Annotated in this window: 21 protein-coding genes; 20 read left to right on the forward strand and 1 reads right to left on the reverse strand. The window is 71.6% G+C overall.

Annotation, left to right across the window (positions count from 1 at the left end; all coding sequences use genetic code 11):
• The first annotated feature begins 126 nt into the window (after nt 1–126).
• Nucleotides 127–1,698 carry a signal recognition particle protein gene (ffh, locus tag OG444_RS27360; protein ID WP_327264654.1) on the forward strand — a complete coding sequence of 524 codons (1,572 nt, stop codon included), beginning with the start codon at nt 127–129 and terminating at the stop codon, nt 1,696–1,698.
• Nucleotides 1,699–1,830: 132 nt separating this feature from the next.
• Nucleotides 1,831–3,768 (forward strand): ATP-dependent zinc metalloprotease FtsH, encoded by a 1,938-nt coding sequence (gene ftsH / locus OG444_RS27365; protein WP_327264655.1) that lies wholly within the window; start codon nt 1,831–1,833, stop codon nt 3,766–3,768.
• A 22-nt stretch (nt 3,769–3,790) separates the two neighbouring features.
• On the opposite strand, the gene OG444_RS27370 is transcribed toward ftsH, so the two are convergent.
• A complete protein-coding gene (locus tag OG444_RS27370; protein ID WP_327264656.1) occupies nt 3,791–4,477 on the reverse strand; it encodes a methyltransferase type 11 in 687 nt (228 codons plus the stop codon).
• A 131-nt stretch (nt 4,478–4,608) separates the two neighbouring features.
• On the opposite strand from OG444_RS27370, the gene proS reads away from it, so the two are divergent.
• The 18 genes from proS (at nt 4,609) to OG444_RS27460 (ending at nt 19,277) form a co-directional block, all read left to right on the forward strand.
• Entirely contained in the window at nt 4,609–6,021 is a 1,413-nt protein-coding gene (gene proS / locus OG444_RS27375; RefSeq protein WP_327264657.1) for a proline--tRNA ligase, read from the forward strand.
• Nucleotides 6,022–6,229: 208 nt separating this feature from the next.
• On the forward strand, nt 6,230–6,826 hold the full coding sequence (locus OG444_RS27380) for a hypothetical protein (protein ID WP_327264658.1): 597 nt from the start codon (nt 6,230–6,232) through the stop codon (nt 6,824–6,826).
• 383 nt (nt 6,827–7,209) lie between these two features.
• Nucleotides 7,210–7,650: a 30S ribosomal protein S16 gene (gene rpsP, locus OG444_RS27385; protein ID WP_030386406.1), complete on the forward strand. Its 441-nt coding sequence runs from the start codon at nt 7,210–7,212 to the stop codon at nt 7,648–7,650.
• A gap of 2 nt (nt 7,651–7,652) precedes the next feature.
• Entirely contained in the window at nt 7,653–7,892 is a 240-nt protein-coding gene (locus OG444_RS27390; protein ID WP_030011889.1) for an RNA-binding protein, read from the forward strand.
• Nucleotides 7,893–8,042: 150 nt separating this feature from the next.
• The gene (gene rimM, locus OG444_RS27395) at nt 8,043–8,657 is read left to right on the forward strand and encodes a ribosome maturation factor RimM (protein WP_327264659.1); all 615 of its coding nucleotides are present in this window, start codon (nt 8,043–8,045) and stop codon (nt 8,655–8,657) included.
• Entirely contained in the window at nt 8,657–9,478 is an 822-nt protein-coding gene (trmD, locus tag OG444_RS27400; protein ID WP_327264660.1) for a tRNA (guanosine(37)-N1)-methyltransferase TrmD, read from the forward strand. Before rimM ends, trmD begins: the two co-directional genes overlap by 1 nt.
• Before the next feature lie 133 nt (nt 9,479–9,611).
• On the forward strand, nt 9,612–9,962 hold the full coding sequence (gene rplS / locus OG444_RS27405) for a 50S ribosomal protein L19 (RefSeq protein ID WP_030386403.1): 351 nt from the start codon (nt 9,612–9,614) through the stop codon (nt 9,960–9,962).
• 44 nt (nt 9,963–10,006) lie between these two features.
• Nucleotides 10,007–10,744, forward strand: a complete 738-nt coding sequence (gene lepB, locus OG444_RS27410) for a signal peptidase I (protein WP_327264661.1) — start codon at nt 10,007–10,009, stop codon at nt 10,742–10,744.
• Nucleotides 10,737–11,621: a signal peptidase I gene (gene lepB / locus OG444_RS27415; protein WP_327266952.1), complete on the forward strand. Its 885-nt coding sequence runs from the start codon at nt 10,737–10,739 to the stop codon at nt 11,619–11,621. Before lepB (OG444_RS27410) ends, lepB (OG444_RS27415) begins: the two co-directional genes overlap by 8 nt.
• A 111-nt stretch (nt 11,622–11,732) precedes the next feature.
• Nucleotides 11,733–12,632 (forward strand): signal peptidase I, encoded by a 900-nt coding sequence (gene lepB / locus OG444_RS27420; RefSeq protein WP_327264662.1) that lies wholly within the window; start codon nt 11,733–11,735, stop codon nt 12,630–12,632.
• Between the two features lie 45 nt (nt 12,633–12,677).
• Nucleotides 12,678–13,457 (forward strand): signal peptidase I, encoded by a 780-nt coding sequence (lepB, locus tag OG444_RS27425; protein WP_327264663.1) that lies wholly within the window; start codon nt 12,678–12,680, stop codon nt 13,455–13,457.
• Nucleotides 13,447–13,953 carry an NUDIX hydrolase gene (locus tag OG444_RS27430; RefSeq protein ID WP_327264664.1) on the forward strand — a complete coding sequence of 169 codons (507 nt, stop codon included), beginning with the start codon at nt 13,447–13,449 and terminating at the stop codon, nt 13,951–13,953. Before lepB (OG444_RS27425) ends, OG444_RS27430 begins: the two co-directional genes overlap by 11 nt.
• 55 nt (nt 13,954–14,008) lie before the next feature.
• Nucleotides 14,009–14,317 (forward strand): DUF2469 domain-containing protein, encoded by a 309-nt coding sequence (locus OG444_RS27435; protein WP_005311352.1) that lies wholly within the window; start codon nt 14,009–14,011, stop codon nt 14,315–14,317.
• A gap of 126 nt (nt 14,318–14,443) precedes the next feature.
• Nucleotides 14,444–14,815: a YraN family protein gene (locus OG444_RS27440; protein WP_327264665.1), complete on the forward strand. Its 372-nt coding sequence runs from the start codon at nt 14,444–14,446 to the stop codon at nt 14,813–14,815.
• Nucleotides 14,815–16,449, forward strand: coding sequence for a YifB family Mg chelatase-like AAA ATPase (locus OG444_RS27445; protein WP_327264666.1), 1,635 nt, complete (start codon nt 14,815–14,817; stop codon nt 16,447–16,449). The genes OG444_RS27440 and OG444_RS27445 overlap by 1 nt, the downstream gene beginning before the upstream one ends.
• The gene (gene dprA / locus OG444_RS27450; RefSeq protein WP_327264667.1) at nt 16,446–17,621 is read left to right on the forward strand and encodes a DNA-processing protein DprA; all 1,176 of its coding nucleotides are present in this window, start codon (nt 16,446–16,448) and stop codon (nt 17,619–17,621) included. The genes OG444_RS27445 and dprA overlap by 4 nt, the downstream gene beginning before the upstream one ends.
• 209 nt (nt 17,622–17,830) lie before the next feature.
• Nucleotides 17,831–18,667 carry an RNA polymerase sigma factor WhiG gene (gene whiG, locus OG444_RS27455; protein WP_327264668.1) on the forward strand — a complete coding sequence of 279 codons (837 nt, stop codon included), beginning with the start codon at nt 17,831–17,833 and terminating at the stop codon, nt 18,665–18,667.
• A gap of 52 nt (nt 18,668–18,719) precedes the next feature.
• Entirely contained in the window at nt 18,720–19,277 is a 558-nt protein-coding gene (locus tag OG444_RS27460; RefSeq protein ID WP_327266953.1) for a TetR/AcrR family transcriptional regulator, read from the forward strand.
• The last annotated feature ends 39 nt before the right edge of the window (nt 19,278–19,316 follow it).

Below are 19,316 nucleotides of genomic sequence, written 5' to 3' on the forward strand. Positions count from 1 at the left end.
GGGCCGGGAGGGATCCCCGGACAGCGGCGGACCCGCACCGGGAGCGGGCAGGTCCCCGGATGGGGGAAGGGCCCGATACCCTGGGGGACGACCACACGCCCCCGAACCCGAGGAATCGCGACCACCGTGTTCGATACGCTCTCCGACCGCTTGGCGAATACCTTCAAGGGCCTGCGCGGCAAAGGCCGGCTGTCCGAGGCTGACATCGACGCAGCGGCCCGGGAAATCCGTATCGCGCTCCTCGAGGCCGACGTCGCCCTCCCGGTCGTCCGCTCCTTCATCGCGAACGTCAAGGAACGCGCGCGCGGTGAGGAGGTCAGCAAGGCCCTGAACCCGGGCCAGCAGGTCCTGAAGATCGTCAACGACGAGCTCGTCACCATCCTCGGCGGCGAGACCCGGCGGCTGCGCTTCGCCAAGACCGCCCCCACCGTGATCATGCTGGCCGGTCTCCAGGGTGCCGGTAAGACCACCCTCGCCGGAAAGCTCGGCCTGTGGCTGAAGGGGCAGGGCCACGCCCCGCTGCTGGTCGCGTGCGACCTCCAGCGCCCCAACGCCGTCAACCAGCTGAGCGTCGTCGCCGAGCGCGCGGGCGTCGCCGTGTACGCGCCCCAGCCCGGCAACGGCGTCGGCGACCCGGTCCAGGTCGCGAAGGACTCCGTCGAGTACGCGCGGACCAAGCAGTACGACATCGTCATCGTCGACACCGCCGGCCGCCTCGGCATCGACTCCGAGCTGATGCAGCAGGCAGCGGACATCCGCGACGCCGTCAGCCCCGACGAGATCCTCTTCGTCGTCGACGCGATGATCGGCCAGGACGCGGTCAACACCGCCGAGGCCTTCCGCGACGGCGTCGGCTTCGACGGCGTCGTGCTCTCCAAGCTCGACGGCGACGCCCGGGGCGGTGCCGCGCTCTCCATCGCGCACGTCACCGGCAAGCAGATCATGTTCGCCTCGAACGGCGAGAAGCTCGACGAGTTCGACGCGTTCCACCCCGACCGCATGGCGGGCCGGATCCTCGACATGGGTGACATGCTCACCCTCATCGAGCAGGCCGAGAAGACCTTCTCGCAGGCCGAGGCCGAGAAGATGGCGGCCAAGCTCGCCAAGGGCCCCAAGGAGTTCACGCTCGACGACTTCCTGGCCCAGATGGAGCAGGTCCGCAAGATGGGCTCCATCTCCAAGCTGCTCGGCATGCTGCCCGGCATGGGGCAGATCAAGGACCAGATCAACAACATCGACGAGCGCGACGTCGACCGCACCGCCGCGATCATCAAGTCGATGACCCCGGCCGAGCGCCAGGACCCGACGATCATCAACGGCTCGCGCCGTGCCCGTATCGCCAAGGGTTCCGGCAGCGAGGTCAGCGCCGTCAAGTCGCTGGTCGAGCGGTTCTTCGAGGCCCGCAAGATGATGTCCCGCATGGCCCAGGGCGGCGGAATGCCGGGCATGCCCGGCATCCCCGGGATGGGCGGCGGCCCCGGCCGGCAGAAGAAGCAGGTCAAGCAGGCCAAGGGCAAGCGCAAGAGCGGCAACCCGATGAAGCGCAAGGAAGAGGAGGCCGCAGCCGCGGCCCGCCGCGAGCAGGGCCCGCAGGCGATCGAGCCCGCGGCCGCCGGCAACCCCTTCGGTCTTCCGGCGGGTGGCCAGGACGGTCAGGACTTCGACCTTCCGGACGAGTTCAAGAAGTTCATGAAGTAGCACCCCGCAGGTGCGCGAGGAGGGCCCCCACCGTGTGTGCACGGTGGGGGCCCTCCTGCTTCTTTCCCGCTGGGGCGACGGCCCGTTTTATCCCTTATGGTCGGCCGGGAGGATGGCAGAAGGAGGCGCCCCGTGCCCAGCCCCACCCCCGTACCTCCCCGAGACAGGGCCGACACGCCCTGGCGCTCGGAAGGCGCACCGCCCACCCCCGCGCCGAAGAAGAGGATGCCGGGCGGCTGGCGCGGGCTCATCCTGGCCGCTCTGATCGTCTACCTGGTGACCAACCTGGTGCTGTCCTTCTTCAACGAGGGCGACGAGCCGACGATCTCGTACACCGAGTTCAGCAAGCAGGTCGCCGCCGGAAACGTCTCCAAGATCTACTCCAAGGGCGACGCCATCCAGGGCCAGCTGAAGGCCGCGCAGCCCCTGCCCGACGGGGACAAGGGCGACTACACCAAATTCGTCACCCAGCGCCCGGCCTTCGCCGACGACGCGCTGTGGGCCGACCTCACCCAGCAGAACGTGACCGTGACAGCCTCCCCGGTCGTCGTGCAGCGCAGCTTCCTCGCCAACCTGCTGATCTCGCTCGCCCCGATGCTCCTCCTGGTCCTGCTGTGGGTGGTCATCGCCCGCCGGATGGGCTCCGGAGCGGGAGGGATGGGCGCACTGGGCCGCAAGGCCCCGCCCAGGCCGGTGGAGCTGGAGACGGGCGACAGGCGCACCACCTTCGAGGACGTGGCCGGCATCGACGAGGTCGAGGGCGAGCTCAACGACGTCGTCGACTTCCTCAAGAACCCGCAGGAGTACCGGAAGATGGGCGCCCGGATGCCCGGCGGGGTCCTGCTCTCCGGCCCGCCCGGCACGGGCAAGACCCTGCTGGCGAGGGCGGTCGCGGGCGAGGCGGGGGTGCCCTTCTTCTCCGCCTCCGCCTCCGAGTTCATCGAGATGATCGTCGGAGTCGGCGCCTCCCGCGTGCGCGAACTGTTCACCGAGGCGCGGAAGGTGGCTCCCGCCATCATCTTCATCGACGAGATCGACACCATCGGCCGGGCCCGCGGCGGGGGCAGTGCCATGGGCGGGCACGACGAACGCGAACAGACCCTCAACCAGATCCTCACCGAGATGGACGGCTTCTCCGGCTCGGAGGGCGTGATCGTCCTCGCGGCCACCAACCGCGCCGACGTGCTGGACCCGGCGCTGACCCGCCCCGGCCGCTTCGACCGCATGGTGGTCGTCTCCCCGCCCGACCGGGCCGGCCGCGAGGCCATCCTGCGCATCCACACCCGGGACATCCCGCTCGCCGAGGGCGTGGACCTCGCGCAGGTGGCCCGCATCACGCCCGGCATGACCGGAGCGGACCTGGCCAACCTGGCCAACGAGGCCGCCCTGCTGGCCGTCAAGCGCCAGCAGAAGCAGGTCACCCAGTCGGACCTGTCGGACGCCCTGGAGAAGGTCCAGCTGGGCGCCGAGCGACCGCTGGTCATGCCGGAGGAGGAGCGCCGGCGCACCGCCTACCACGAGAGCGGCCACGCACTGCTGGGCATGCTCCAGCCGGGCGCCGACCCGGTCCGCAAGATCACGATCGTTCCCCGCGGCCGCGCACTCGGCGTCACCCTCTCGACCCCGGACGCGGACCGGTACGCCTACACCGAGGAGTACCTGCGCGGCCGCATCATCGGCGCCCTCGGCGGCATGGCGGCCGAGCACGTCGTCTACGACCTCATCACCACCGGAGCCGAGAACGACCTGGAGCAGGTGACCAACATCGTCCGAGGCATGGTCGGCCGCTGGGGCATGAGCGAGCGGATCGGCCGCCTCACCGCGATCCCCTCCGACGGACAGAGCCCCTACGGCCTGTCCGCCGCCCCCGCCACCCTCGACGCCGTCGACCACGAGATGCGGCGCATCGTGGACGAGTGCTACATCGAGGCCTGCCGGCTGCTGCGCGAGCACCGCCCGCAGCTGGACGCCCTGGCGCAGGCCCTCCTCGCCAGCGAGACCCTGGACGAACCGGCCGCCTACGCCGCCGCGGGCATCACCCGGATGACGAAGGCGTACGGCGCCGACTGAGGTGCGGCCTCAGGTCCCGCCGTCAGTCCACCCTGGCGATCACATACCGGAAGATGTTCGGCAGCCACACGGCGCCGTCGGACCGCTCGAACGGGTGAAGCGCCTCGGCCAGTTCCTTCTCCGCCAGCACGGGATCGGCCGTGCGGTCGTAGAGCCCGGTCGACAGCAGTCCGCGTACCGCGCTGTCCACGTCCGCGTACCCGAACGGGCAGAACACCCGCCCGGAACCGTCCGGTCTCAGCCCGGCCCGCTCCACCAGGGCGTCCAGATCCCGCGGCGCGGGCCCACCGCCCAGGACCGAGGGCACCGTGCAGCGCTCCGCGGGCCCCCAGTCGGCCAGCACCACCGCCCCGCCGCGGCGGACCGCGGGCAGGGCCGCCGCCAGGGCCGCGGGGGCCGGGGAGAAGGCGAGCAGGGCGTCGTACGGCCGGGGCGGCGAAGCAGGCTCCGGCGGGGCCGCCAGTACCTCCAGCAGCCGCTCACGGGCCAGTGCCCGCCGGGCCGGATCCGCCTCCACGCCCGTGGCCGCGGCTCCCCGCCCGGCCGCCAGCAGCAGGGCCAGGCCCGCCCCGCAGTCCAGGCCGAGCAGCCGGTCACCCGGCCCGACCTCCAGCCGGTCGTAGACCGCCTCGTACAGCGGTACAAGCATCCGTTCCTGGATCTCCGCCCAGTCCCGGGCGACGAGCGTCGCCGTCGGCGTCGGTGTCATCGAAAGAGCGCTCCTGATTCCGTGTCGCCCCCGTGCCCCCGTTGCCAGAGAACTCCCCATTCGCGCCCGCGTCCAGAGGAGCGCGCCACCCGATTCACGTATCGCGTGCCGGGCGCCGTACGATTCGCGGCATGGCAAAGGCACCCGTTCTCACCCCGCAGGCGGAGGATTTCCCCCGCTGGTACCAGGATCTGATCAACAAGGCCGAGCTGGCCGACAATGGTCCGGTCCGCGGCACCATGGTCATCCGACCGTACGGCTACGGCCTGTGGGAGCGGATGCAGCAGGAGATGGACGCGCGCATCAAGGACGCTGGCGCCCAGAACGCGTACTTCCCGCTGTTCATCCCGCAGTCGTACCTGACGAAGGAAGCGGAGCACGTCGAGGGCTTCGCCCCCGAGCTCGCGGTCGTCACGCACGGCGGCGGCAAGGAGCTGGAAGAGCCGGTCGTCGTCCGGCCCACCTCCGAGACGATCATCAACGACTACTTCTCCAAGTGGGTCCAGAGCTACCGTGACCTGCCCCTGCTGATCAACCAGTGGGCCAACGTGGTCCGCTGGGAGATGCGCCCGCGCGTGTTCCTCCGTACGAGCGAGTTCCTCTGGCAGGAGGGCCACACGGCCCACGCCACCTACGAGGACGCCCGCGACTACGCGGCCCGCATCCACACGGACGTCTACGGCGACTTCATGACGAACGTGCTCGGCATCGACGTCGTGCTCGGCCGCAAGACCGCCAAGGAGCGCTTCGCCGGCGCCATCAACACCCTCACCCTCGAGGGCATGATGGGCGACGGCAAGGCCCTGCAGCTGGGCACGAGCCACGAGCTCGGCACCAACTTCGCCAAGGCCTTCAACACGCAGTACCTGTCGAAGGAAGGCAAGCAGGAGCTCGTCTGGCAGACCTCGTGGGGCGTCTCGACCCGCATGGTCGGCGGCCTGATCATGTCGCACGGCGACGACAACGGCCTGCGCGTCCCGCCGCGCCTCGCGCACGTCCAGGTCGTCGTCATGGCGATCAAGGGCGACGAGGCCGTGGCCAAGGTCCGCGAGCTGGGTGCCCAGCTCAAGGCGGCCGGCCTGCGCGTGTTCGTCGACGACCGCGTCGACACCCCCTTCGGCCGCCGCGCCGTGGACTGGGAGCTCAAGGGCGTACCGGTCCGCATCGAGATCGGCCCCCGCGACCTGGAGGCCGGCACCGCGATGCTGGCCCGCCGGATCCCGGGCGGGAAGACCCCGGTGCAGATCGACGCCCTCGCCGACCTGCTGCCCAAGGTGCTGGACGAGGACCAGGCGCAGCTGCTGCGCGAGTCCCGCGAGCGCCGCGAGGCCCGTACGTCCGACGTCGCGACCATCGGGGAGGCCGCCGAGGCCGCCATCGCCGGCGGCTGGGCGCGGATCCCGTGGGCCGACCTCGGTCCCGAGGGCGAGGCGAAGCTGGCGGAGCAGGCCGTCTCCGTGCGCTGCCTGATCGCCGAGGACGGGTCGGTCCCGGAGGCGGACGACGCCCCCGGTACGCTCGCGATCGTCGCGCGCTCGTACTGACCGGGCCGACAGGCTTCCCGGCCCCGGCGTGCGGCACGTGCCGCACGCCGGGGCCGGTTCACTTTGGTCGACGTTACGTACCGACTCCTCCTGAGATCGGCGCACCCGTCCTCGTCAGGACGCATGAGACTGAACTGACTGGTACGTGCAAAAAATTTGGAATGGCCCGGAATCGGAACACCCGGGCACCTCGGCTCGTTGTCACGACGTGAGCACGACACCACCTGTTCTCGCCGCAGAGCTGGCGCAGGCGTGGGCCGATATTCAGCGGTACCACCCCGAGCTGCCTGACCTTGCCGCGCCCGAGTCCCTGATCGGAGAGTCCTCGTCCGCCTGCGGCGGCGAGCTCTCCTTCGAGCGACTGCTGCACGAGGCAGTCCACGGCATCGCCGCAGCGCGCGGTGTCCGTGACACCTCGCGCGCCGGCCGCTACCACAACCGCAGATTCCTCGCGATCGCCGAGGAGATGGGGCTGGACCACTCCGAAGAACCGCACGCGAGCAGCGGCTTCTCGCTGGTCACCCTCAACCCGGAGGCGAAGCGCCGCTACCGGCCCACCATCGAGCGGCTTCAGCGCGCGCTGAAGGCCCACACGGCGGCCACGGCAGCCGACACCAAGCGCAGCTTCCGCGGACCGGCGGCCCGGCACGGGTCGTCCGGCGGCGGTGTGCGCGTCAAGGCGGTCTGCGACTGCGGGCGCAACGTGCGGGTGGTCCCCTCCGTGCTGGCTCAGGCGCCGATCGTCTGCGGTGGCTGCATGAAGCCCTTCCGCATCCCCGACGTGGCCATCGCGGCGGCCTCCTGACCGCCCTGTCGGCCGCCGCCGGGGCCACCGCCCCACGGCGAACCGGCCGCCGGGCTCCCGCCCCCACCGGGGCGGCCGCCGACGGCGCACACGCGGGCAGCCCGTACCGCCGAACCACCGGTGGGCCGCGCCCCGCGCCCCGTACGGCCGTCCCCGTGGAAGGCCGCGCCCGCACCGAGGCGGGAACGGGCCGCCGGCGGGAGCCGGTCCTGCCCGCCCGGCGGAGCGCGGCGCAGGCGTATGGCACAATGGCTAGCTGTACTCGACAGTCGCATAGGACCCCTCTCTCCTCCGGCTGACGCGTCCATCGGGCACCCGAGTACCGCAACCCCACGTGGCATCTCATGTGCCCAACCACGTCAAGTTCAGGAGACACCACTCCAGTGGCAGTCAAGATCAAGCTCAAGCGCCTCGGCAAGATTCGCCAGCCGCACTACCGCATCGTCGTCGCCGACGCCCGTACCCGTCGGGACGGTCGCGCGATCGAAGAGATCGGTATCTACCACCCGACCTACAACCCGTCGCGCATCGAGGTCAACGCCGAGCGTGCGCAGTACTGGCTGTCCGTCGGCGCCCAGCCCACCGAGGCTGTGCTCGCCATCCTGAAGCTGACCGGTGACTGGCAGGCCCACAAGGGTCTCCCCGCCCCCGCGCCGCTCCTGCAGCCGGAGACGAAGGAGAGCAAGCGTCGCTCCTTCGACGAGTTCGCCAAGGCCCTCGAGGGCATCGGCGAGGGCAAGGGCGAGGCCATCACGCAGAAGGCGAAGAAGGCCGACAAGAAGGCGGACGAGGCTGAGGCCGCCGCCGAGTCGACCGAGGCCTGATCATGCTCGAGGAGGCTCTTGAGCACCTCGTAAAGGGCATTGTGGACAACCCCGACGAAGTGCAGGTCGCCTCGCGCAACCTGCGTCGCGGGCAGGTGCTCGAGGTCCGGGTCCACCCCGACGACCTCGGCAAGGTGATCGGCCGCAACGGCCGCACCGCACGTGCTCTGCGCACCGTCGTGGGCGCCATCGGCGGCCGGGGGATCCGCGTCGACCTCGTCGACGTGGACCAGGTCCGCTGAGCAGTTGATTCACCGGCACGGGCCGGGGAGGGCGTATGTTGCCCGCCCCGGCCCGTGCTGTTTCTGCCCCCGGGCAGGAGCGATGTTTCTGCCCCCGGGCAGGAGCGACCAATGATGTGAGCAACCACGCCGCAGTAAGGGAAGAGCACAGTGGAGTTGGTAGTCGCGCGGATCGGCCGCGCCCACGGCATCAAGGGTGAGGTCACCGTCGAGGTGCGCACCGACGAGCCGGAACTGCGGCTCGGTCCCGGCGCCGTGCTCAGGACGGACCCCGCGACGGCGGGACCTCTGACGATCGAGACGGGCCGCGTGCACAGCGGGCGGCTGCTGCTCCGTTTCGCGGGGGTCAAGGACCGCACCGGCGCCGAGGCGCTGCGCAACATCCTCCTGATCGCCGAGGTCGACCCGGCAGAGCTGCCGGAGGAGCCCGACGAGTACTACGACCACCAGCTGATGGACCTGGACGTGGTGCTGGAGGACGGCACCGAGATCGGCCGGATCACCGAGATCTCCCACCTGCCCTCGCAGGACCTCTTCATCGTCGAGCGGCCGGACGGCACCGAGGTGATGATCCCCTTCGTGGAGGAGATCGTCGCCGAGATCGACCTGGACGAGCAGCGCTGTGTCATCACCCCGCCGCCCGGGCTGATCGACGAGCGCGACGCCATCGTCGTATCGACCCGTGACGAGGAAGCGGCGGACGCCGACAACTCCGAGGACGCCCCGGGTTCCAAGGGTTCCAAGGGCTCCGGGGACGACGCCTGATGCGTCTCGACGTCGTCACGATCTTCCCCGAGTACCTGGAGCCGCTGAACGTCTCCCTCGTCGGCAAGGCCCGCGCCCGCGGGCAGCTCGACGTGCACGTGCACGACCTGCGCGACTGGACGTACGACCGGCACAACACCGTGGACGACACGCCGTACGGCGGCGGTCCCGGCATGGTCATGAAGACCGAGCCGTGGGGCGAGGCGCTGGACTCCGCGCTGGCCGACGGCTACGAGGCCGGCGCGCACGGGCCCGTCGTCGTCGTTCCCACGCCCAGCGGCCGGCCCTTCACCCAGGAACTGGCCGTCGAGCTCTCCGAGCGGCCCTGGCTGATCTTCACGCCGGCCCGGTACGAGGGCATCGACCGCCGGGTCATGGACGAGTACGCCACCCGCATGCCGGTGTACGAGGTCTCCATCGGCGACTACGTCCTGGCGGGCGGCGAGGCCGCCGTACTGGTGGTCACCGAGGCCGTGGCCCGGCTGCTGCCCGGGGTGCTCGGCAACGCCGAATCGCACCGCGACGACTCCTTCGCGCCCGGCGAGATGGCGAACCTGCTGGAGGGGCCCGTCTACACCAAGCCCCCCGTGTGGCGGGGCCGGGACATCCCCGAGGTGCTGCTCAGCGGCCACCACGGGAAAATCGCCCGGTGGCGCCGGGACGAGGCCTTCCGCCGCACCGCGCAGAACCGGCCGGACCTGATCGAGCGCTGCGAGGCCGCGGGCTTCGACAAGAAGGACCGCGAGATCCTCTCCGTCCTGGGCTGGCAGCCGTCCGCAGACGGCCGATTTTGGCGCAGGCCGCAGGCCGTGGAAGAATAGGCGGCTGCTGTGTGCTCGCGGGCGCCCCTGCCACAGGGGGACCGTCGTCCGCCGGGTCCCACAGCTCCCGAATTCTCTACGGAAACCCGCACTGGCGACCTGTGGCGTCATGCGAAGAAAGCAGACGAAGAACATGTCTCACCTGCTCGATGGCGTCAACGCCGCCGCGCTCCGCTCGGACGTCCCGGCCTTCCGCCCGGGTGACACGATCAACGTGCACGTCCGCGTGATCGAGGGCAACCGCTCCCGTATCCAGCAGTTCAAGGGCGTAGTCATCCGCCGCCAGGGTGCCGGTGTCTCCGAGACCTTCACCGTGCGCAAGGTGTCCTTCAGCGTCGGCGTGGAGCGTACCTTCCCGGTCCACTCCCCGATCTTCGAGAAGATCGAGCTCGTCACCCGCGGTGACGTTCGCCGCGCGAAGCTGTACTACCTCCGTGAGCTCCGCGGCAAGGCCGCGAAGATCAAGGAGAAGCGCGACCGCTGAGGCCGCACCCGGAGTCCGGGGGCGGCCGGATAGGCTCGCCCCCGATGGACACCGAAGCACCTCACACGCAGCGCGGCCACTCTTCCCCCCGCGAGGGGGACGAGCGGCCGCGTTTTGCGTTGTCCCAGACGCGGCGGACCGCCGGCGGGCGGCCCCTGACCTGGCGCCGCGCCGGAGCGCTCGGTGTGATCTGCACCGTCCTCCTGCTGCTGTTCAGCAACTTCGTGATCCAGCCCTTCCTGATCCCGAGCCGCTCGATGGAGCCGACGCTGCAGGTCGGGGACCGGGTGCTGGTCAACAAGCTGGCGTACCGTTTCGGCGAGCAGCCGCGCCGCGGCGACCTCGTGGTCTTCGACGGCACGGGCTCCTTCGTACGGGAACGCCCGGCCGGCAATCCGGTCGGCGGCCTGCTGCACGGCGCGGCTTCGGCGCTCGGGCTGGCGGAGCCGTCGGACACCGACTTCGTGAAGCGGGTCGTGGGCGTCGGCGGCGACGACGTGGTGTGCTGTGACGCCGGCGGGCGGGTGGCCGTGAACGGCGTGCCGCTGGACGAGCCGTACCTGTACCCCGGTGACGCCCCCTCGGTGGTGCCGTTCCGGATCGTCGTACCGCTCGGGACCCTCTGGGTCATGGGCGATCATCGTTCCCAGTCCCGGGACTCCCGGGATCACCTGGGCGAGCCGGGTGGGGGGATGGTGCCGGTGGAGAAGGTGATCGGGCGGGCCGACTGGATCGGCTGGCCCCTGTCGCGCTGGGATTCCGTGGGCGGTGGCCATGGGTAGCCGCGGACGGTCGCGGGGCGGACGGCAGTGGGAACCCGAGCCGGAACCCGAGCCGGAGCCGGAGCCCGTACCGCCCCCGGTGGTCAAGAACGGCCGGGTGGAGGGCGGCCGGGCCGAACGGCGCCGGACAGCCCGCAAGGTGCGCCGCAGGCGCCGCACGCGCCGGGCCGGCGAGCTGCCGCTGCTGGTCGTCGTGGCGCTGTGCATAGCCCTGCTCCTGAAGACCTTCCTGGTGCAGGCCTTCTTCATTCCGTCGGGCTCCATGGAGCAGACCATCCGGATCGGCGACCGGGTCCTCGTGGACAAGCTGACCCCGTGGTTCGGCTCCAAGATCGAGCGCGGCGACGTCGTCGTGTTCAAGGACCCCGGCGGCTGGCTCAGGGGCGAGGCGGCCCGTCCGGCCAAGGACCCGATCGTGGTCAAGCAGATCAAGGAGGCGCTGACCTTCATCGGCCTGCTGCCCTCGGCCGACGAACAGGACCTGATCAAGCGGGTCATCGGGGTCGGCGGGGACACCGTCAAGTGCTGCGACGGCAGGGGCCGGGTCACCGTCAACGGCTCGCCGCTCGATGAGCCGTACGTGAACCCGGGCAACACCCCTTCGGACATTCCGTTCGACATCGTGGTGCCGGAGGGCCGGCTCTTCGTGATGGGTGACCACCGCGCGAATTCGGCCGACTCCCGTTTCCATCTCGACGAGGGCTTTCAGGGCACCATCGCCGAGAGCGGAGTGGTGGGGGAGGCCGTCGTGATTGCCTGGCCGTTCGGCCACTGGACCCGGCTGGAGCAGCCGGAGACCTTCCGCATGGTGCCCGATCAGGCACGGCGCGAGGGACGCGGCCGTCGGCGTGGCCGTCGGGGCGTGCCGTTCGCATAGTGTGTCCTCGGTCTCCCGAGCCTTAGGGAACTCCCGCTCGTTAAGGGAGGGGAGGGCCCGTGCGGTTTCGACGCGGGCGGCAATCGCGAGTGAGGAGTGGATGTGGGGGACGTGGCGGTAGGCGCACGGTCCGGGCGCGACGAGGGCGAGGAGCGGCCGGACGACGCCGTCGAGCGTGAGGCCGAGGAGGACGGCGACGCCAAGGAACATGCGCACCGGTCCTTCTGGAAGGAGCTCCCGCTCCTCATCGGCATCGCCCTGCTGCTTGCCCTGCTGATCAAGACCTTCCTGGTCCAGGCGTTCTCCATCCCGTCCGACTCGATGCAGAACACCCTGCAGCGCGGCGACCGGGTACTGGTGGACAAGCTGACCCCCTGGTTCGGATCCGAGCCCGAGCGGGGCGAGGTCGTGGTCTTCCACGACCCGGCGGACTGGCTGTCCGGAGAGCCCACCCCCGAGCCGAACCTCTTCCAGCAGGTGCTCAGCAAGATCGGCCTGATGCCGGACGCCGCCGAGAAGGACCTGATCAAGCGGACCATCGCCATCGGCGGGGACACGGTCGAGTGCAAGAAGGGGGGACCGGTCGTCGTCAACGGCAAGGCGCTGGACGAGCCGTACATCTTCCCCGGCAACACCGCGTGCGACGACGCCCCGTTCGGCCCGATCACCGTGCCCAAGGGCAAGATCTGGGTCATGGGCGACCACCGGCAGAACTCCCAGGACTCCCGCTACCACATGCAGGACTCCACCCAGGGCTTCGTGCCGGTCGACAAGGTCGTCGGCCGGGCCGTGGTGGTCGCGTGGCCGCTCACCCGCTGGTCGACCCTGCCGGTCCCGGACACCTTCGACCAGCCGGGCATCGGCAACCAGGCCGCGGCGACCGCGCTCGGCCTCGGGGCCGCAGGACTGGCCCCGGTCGGGCTCGGACCGGCCGCGCTGGGGCTCACGGGAGCCGTTCCGCTCGTCATGTGGCGCAGGCGGAAGCTGACCAGCGGCCGTACCGACGGGTAGGGTGCCGCCCAGGTCGACGATCCCGAAGTGTGTGGGGGCGCTGGAATGGGCGGAACACAAGCGATACGCAGTGGCAAGGATGGCCGCGGCGGTCTCGGCAACGTGCTGTCGGGACTCGCCGTGGCCATCGGCTTTGCGCTCTTCCTGGGCGGCTTCGTGTGGGGGGCGGTCGTCTACCGGCCCTACACGGTGCCCACCGACTCGATGATGCCCACCGTGCGGCCCGGGGACCGGGTGCTGGCGCAGCGCATCGACGGCGGCGAGGTGCGCCGCGGGGACGTGGTCATCTTCACTGATTCCATGTGGAGCGACTCACCCATGGTCAAGCGGGTCGTCGGCATCGGCGGCGACACCGTCAAGTGCTGCGGCCCGGCCGGCGGGCTGACGGTGAACGGCGCCCCGCTGGACGAGCCCTACGCCGACACAAAGGGCCCCGATACCGGCCTGGCCATGCCGCCCGGACAGACCGCGCCCACCGGGACCCCCTTCGAGGTGACGGTCCCCGAGGGGAACCTCTTCCTGCTGGGCGACCGGCGGGCCGCCTCCCTGGACTCCCGTGCCCACCTGCAGGAGGCCGGACAGGGCACGGTGCCCCGGTCCGCCGTCAGCGCCCGCGTCGACGCCCTGGCCTGGCCCACCATGACGATGCTGGAGCGGCCGGCGTACGCCGCCCTGCCGGGCGGGCCCTCGCAGCCCGGGCCGCTGCTGCTCCAGGTGGCGGCGGTGCTGGCCGGGGCCGCCCTGGTGGTGCTGGGGGCCGCGTACGGGCCGCTCGCGCGGGTCCTGGGGCGCGGGCGGCGCAAGGAGCGGGCCGGTGTCAGCTGACCCGGCCGGGGAGCACGGCCACCGGAAGGTGTCGCGGGTGATCCTGCTGGACCCGGCGGACCGCATCCTGCTGCTGCACGGCTTCGAACCGGCCGACCCCTCGGACGACTGGTGGTTCACCCCCGGCGGCGGGCTGGAGGGGGCGGAGAGCCGGGAACAGGCCGCACTGCGGGAGCTGGCGGAGGAGACCGGGATCACCGAGGTGGAGCTGGGTCCGGTGCTGTGGCACCGGTACTGCTCCTTCCCCTTCGACGGACGGCGCTGGGACCAGGACGAGTGGTACTTCCTGGCCCGTACCACCCAGACCGCGACCGAGATGGGCGGCCTCACCGAACTCGAGCGGCGTAGTGTCACCGGAGCCAGGTGGTGGACCTCCGAGGAACTTCTGGCGGCCCGTGAGACGGTGTACCCGACCAGACTCGCCGAGCTGCTCCGTACGCTGCTCGACGACGGTCCTCCGGGTGAGCCGGTGGTCCTGGCCCCGGAAATCGTTTAGGGGCACATGGGCCTGGCGCACAATAGGGGGACGCACGGCTGAAGGGGAACATGCCATGAGTGCCGAGGACCTCGAAAAGTACGAGACCGAGATGGAGCTGAAGCTCTATCGGGAGTACCGCGACGTCGTCGGGCTGTTCAAGTATGTGATCGAGACGGAACGCCGTTTCTACCTCACGAACGACTACGAGATGCAGGTGCACTCGGTCCAGGGGGAGGTGTTCTTCGAGGTCTCGATGGCCGACGCCTGGGTCTGGGACATGTACAGGCCGGCCCGCTTCGTGAAGCAGGTGCGGGTGCTGACCTTCAAGGACGTGAACATCGAGGAGCTCAACAAGAGCGATCTCGAACTGCCCGGCAGCTGAGGGCAGGTGCCGGCAGCGCCGCCTCACCCGCAAGGGTGAGGCGGTTGTCCACAACGGCCGGTTTGTCCACCAAGATCCACACGGTGGGCGGGGGCGCGGGACCGTCGGTGCCGGAGGTGGTGCCGGATGAACGCGAAGGGCGTGGCACAGCAGGCATTGGGGCGGTACGGCGAGGACCTCGCGGCACGGCGGCTCACCGAAGCCGGGATGACCGTGATCGCACGGAACTGGCGGTGCCGCGGCGGGGAGATCGACATCGTCGCCCGGGACGGGGACGCCCTGGTCGTGTGCGAGGTCAAGACCCGCAGAACGGGCGGCTTCGAGCATCCGATGGCCGCGGTGCGGCCCGCGAAGGCCGAGCGCCTGCGCGGACTCGCCGGACGCTGGCTCGCCGACCACGGCGGACCACCACCGGGCGGGGTGCGCATCGACCTCGTCGGGGTGCTGCTGCCGCGGCGCGGGGCTCCCCTGGTGGAACACGTCAGGGGGGTGGCCTGATGGGGTTCGCGCGGGCCTGCTCGGTGGCCCTGGTGGGCGTCGACGGCGTGGTGGTCGAGGTACAGGCCGACCTGGAGCCCGGGGTCGCGGCCTTCACCCTGGTGGGACTGCCGGACAAGACCCTGGTCGAGAGCCGGGACCGGGTGCGGGCGGCCGTGGTCAACTCGGGAGCGGCCTGGCCGCAGAAGAAGCTCACCGTCGGGCTGAGCCCGGCCTCCGTACCGAAATCGGGCGCGGGATTCGATCTCGCCGTCGCGGCAGCTGTCCTCGGGGCCGCCGAGCTGGTCGACCCGGGCGCGATCGCGGACCTCGTCCTCATCGGGGAACTGGGACTGGACGGCCGGGTGCGCCCGGTCCGGGGGATCCTGCCCGCGGTCCTCGCCGCGGCCGAGGCCGGATACCGGCAGGTGGTGGTGCCGCAGCAGTGCGCGGCCGAGGCCGCGCTCGTCCCGGACGTCTCGGTCCTCGGCGTACGGAGCCTGCGCCAGCTCATCGCGGTCCTGACCGGTGGTGAGGTCCCGCAGGAGGAGCCCTGCGAACCGCCGGGCCGGCCGGACCCGATGCTGGCCGGACTGCTCGTCCCGGGGGCGGGACTGGGGACGGGCCTCGCCCGGGGCCGCCCCGGCGGGGAGGACCCCGAGGGTTTCCCCGACCTCGCCGACGTGGCCGGGCAGCACACGGCGCGCCGCGCGCTGGAGGTGGCGGCCGCCGGAGGGCACCACCTCTTCCTCAGCGGGCCGCCCGGAGCGGGCAAGACCATGCTGGCCGAGCGGCTGCCCTGGCTCCTGCCGCCGCTCACCCGGCAGGACTCCGTGGAGGTCACGGCCGTCCACTCGGTCGCGGGAATCCTGCCGCCCGGCGAACCGCTCGTCGCGAGGCCCCCGTACTGCGCACCGCACCATTCGGCGACCATGCAGTCCCTGGTGGGCGGCGGAAACGGGATCCCGAGGCCCGGGGCGGTCTCCCTGGCGCACCGGGGCGTCCTCTTTCTGGACGAGGCCGCGGAGTTCCAGAGCAAGACGCTGGACGCGCTGCGACAGCCCCTCGAATCGGGGCACGTGGTCATCGCCCGCGCCGCCGGGGTGGTGCGGCTGCCGGCGAGGTTCCTGATGGTGCTCGCCGCGAACCCGTGTCCGTGCGGACGCCACACCTTGCACGGGGCCGGGTGCGAATGCCCGCCCTCGGTGATCCGGCGTTACCAGGCACGGCTGTCAGGGCCGTTGCTCGACCGGGTCGACCTGCGGGTGGAGGCCGAGCCCGTGACCCGCTGCGACCTGCTGGGGCGGGGCGGCCGCGGGGAGTCCACCGCGGTGGTGGCCGAGCGGGTCAAGGAGGCCCGGGAGCGCGCCGCGGCCCGGCTCGCCGACACGCCGTGGCGGCTCAACTCGGAGGTGCCCGGGCCGGAATTGCGCACCCGGTGGCAGGCGGGGCCGGGCGCGCTGGCCTGCGCCGAACGCGACCTGGAGCGGGGGCTTCTCACCGCGCGCGGACTGGACCGGGTGCTGCGGGTCGCCTGGACCGTGGCAGACCTGCGCGGGCGGGACCGGCCCGAGGCGCTGGACGTGGCCGTGGCCCTGGAGCTGCGGACCGGGATCGCCCGCGGGGCGATGCCATTGCCGGGGGCCGGGACATGACCGGCGCCCGGGACGGGGAACTGGTGGCGCGGGCGGCGCTGACCCGTGTGCTGGAGCCCGGGGACGCGCACGGCGGGCGCTGGCTGCGGGAGTTCGGCGCGGTGGGGCTGATACGGCTGCTGACCGACCCGGGCGCGGAGCCGGACACGCCGTCCGGGGTGGGGCCGGAGCGACTCGCCGGGTACCGCAGACGGGCGGCGCTGGCCGACCCCGGGCGGGACCTCGCGCTGGCCGCCGAGTCGGGGGGCCGGTTCGTGTTCCCGGGATCGCCGGAGTGGCCGACCCAGCTCGACGACCTCGGCGACGAGAGGCCCGTCGGGCTGTGGCTGCGGGGGCGGCCGAACCTCCGTACCTGGGCGCTGCGTTCGGTATCCGTGGTCGGGGCCCGCGCCTGCACCCCGTACGGCGCGCACATGGCCCAGACCCTGGCCGCCGGGCTCGCCGAGCGGGGTTGGGTCGTGGTGTCCGGCGCCGCGTTCGGGATCGACGGCGCCGCCCACCGGGGGGCCCTCGCCTCGGGCGGAGCGACCGCGGCGGTGCTGGCCTGCGGCGCGGACGTCGCCTATCCGCGCGGACACGCCGGACTGCTCGGCCGGATCGCGGGGCAGGGGCTGATCCTCGGGGAGCTGCCACCGGGCAGCCATCCGACTCCCAGCCGCTTCGTCCTGCGCAACCGGGTCATCGCGGCCCTGACCCGGGGCACGGTCGTCGTGGAGGCCGCGCACCGCAGCGGCTCCCTGGTCACGGCCCGGCGGGCGCAGCGTCTCGGGCGGTTCACGATGGGCGTCCCCGGTCCCGCGACCAGCACCCTCTCCGCCGGGGTGCACGAGCTGCTGCGGGGCGAGGCCGCGCTCGTCACCGACGCGGACGAGGTGATCGAGCTGGTCGGGGCCATGGGCGAGCTCGCTCCCGAGCGGCGCGGCCCGGTGCTCGCCCGGGACCTGCTGGACCGCGACACCGCGCGCGTTCTCGAGGCGCTGCCGGCCGGCCGGCCCGCGGACGTGGCCGAGCTGGCACTTGCCTCCGGCACCGGCGCTGATGAAGTCATCGGCAGACTGTACGAACTTCACTCTCTGGGGTTCGTCGAACGGCAGGGCGACGGCTGGCAGTTGAGCAGACAAACGGCTGGAGGAGGCACACAAACCGCAGCCCCCCGGCGAGGCGGTCGTTGACCTGGGGTGTTCCGGTGAAAGAGTGAAACCGATGAGAGACACGGTCTTGCCGGTGGCGGTCGCCGGGACCGAGCGCGAGGCGCCGGTCCCGGGTCGTCCGCGCGAGTCGGGGCGCCGCTGGGTCCCCGCGCCATCCCGTACTCTTCGCGCACCGCGACAATCTCGTCACGCTACGCTCCCAAGGAATCCGGCTCCGGCAAAGGCGAAGCATGCCCCAGCACACCTCAGGGTCCGACCGCGCTGCGGTGCCCCCCGCTGCCCGTGGCGGCGTGCGGTCCACCGCGCCCACGTCCCTGGAGGTGCTGTGGCGCTCGTACAAGGAATCGGGTGACGAGCGGTTGCGGGAGCAGCTGATCCTGCACTACTCGCCCCTGGTGAAGTACGTCGCCGGACGCGTCAGCGTGGGTCTGCCGCCCAATGTGGAGCAGGCCGACTTCGTCTCCTCCGGGGTCTTCGGGCTGATCGACGCCATCGAGAAGTTCGACATCGACCGGTCGATCAAGTTCGAGACGTACGCGATCACCCGGATCCGCGGCGCGATGATCGACGAGCTGCGGGCCCTGGACTGGATCCCCCGCTCGGTCCGGCAGAAGGCGCGCGCCGTGGAGCGGGCCTACGCCACGCTGGAGGCCCAGCTGCGGCGCACCCCGACGGAGATCGAGGTCGCCGGGGAGATGGGGATCGGTGTGGACGACCTCCACACCGTCTTCAGCCAGTTGTCGCTGGCGAACGTGGTCGCCCTGGAGGAGCTGCTGCACGTCGGCGGCGAGGGCGGCGACCGCCTCTCGCTGATGGACACCCTGGAGGACACCGCCGCCGACAACCCGGTGGCGGTGGCGGAGGACCGCGAGCTGCGGCGCCTGCTGGCGCGGGCCATCAACACGCTGCCCGAGCGGGAGAAGACAGTGGTGACCCTCTACTACTACGAGGGCCTCACCCTCGCCGAGATCGGCAACGTCCTGGGCGTCACCGAGAGCCGGGTCAGCCAGATCCACACCAAGTCCGTCCTGCAACTGCGCGCGAAGTTGGCCGATGTGGGGAGGTGAGCTTGCGGTACCTCCGTAGAGTGGATGCGTGCCCAGGATTCGAGCGGCCTCCGTGGCCGAGCACCGGTCGATGCAGCGCGGCGCCCTCTTGGACGCCGCGCGTTCCCTGCTGTCCGAAGGCGGGACGGAGGCGCTGACCTTCCCCGCCCTCGCGGAGCGGACCGGCCTCGCCCGGTCCTCCGTGTACGAGTACTTCCGCTCCCGCGCCGCAGTGGTCGAGGAACTGTGCGCCGTGGACTTTCCCGTGTGGGCCGCCGAGATCGAGGCGGCGATGGAGGAGGCCCCGTCGCCGGAGGAGAAGATCGAGGCCTACGTGCGCAGCCAGTTGGGGCTGGTGGGCGACCGGCGGCACCGGGCCGTGGTGGCCATCTCCGCCAGCGAGCTGGACGCGGGGGCCCGCGAGAAGATCCGCGCGGCCCACGGCGGGCTCGTGGCGATGATCGTCGAGGCGCTGAGCGCCCTGGGACAGGCCGAGCCGAGGCTGGCCGCCATGCTGCTGCAGGGTGTCGTGGACGCGGCGGTGCGGCGGATCGAGCTCGGCGCGGCGGAGGATCCCGCCGTCGTGACGGAGGCGGCCGTGGCCATGGCCCTGCGGGGCGTCCGGGGCTGAGGCCCTTCAGCAGCCGCCCAGGACGCCGGGTCCCGTGCC

Source organism: Streptomyces sp. NBC_01232, assembly GCF_035989885.1.
In the GTDB taxonomy this organism is placed as follows: Bacteria; Actinomycetota; Actinomycetes; order Streptomycetales; family Streptomycetaceae; genus Streptomyces.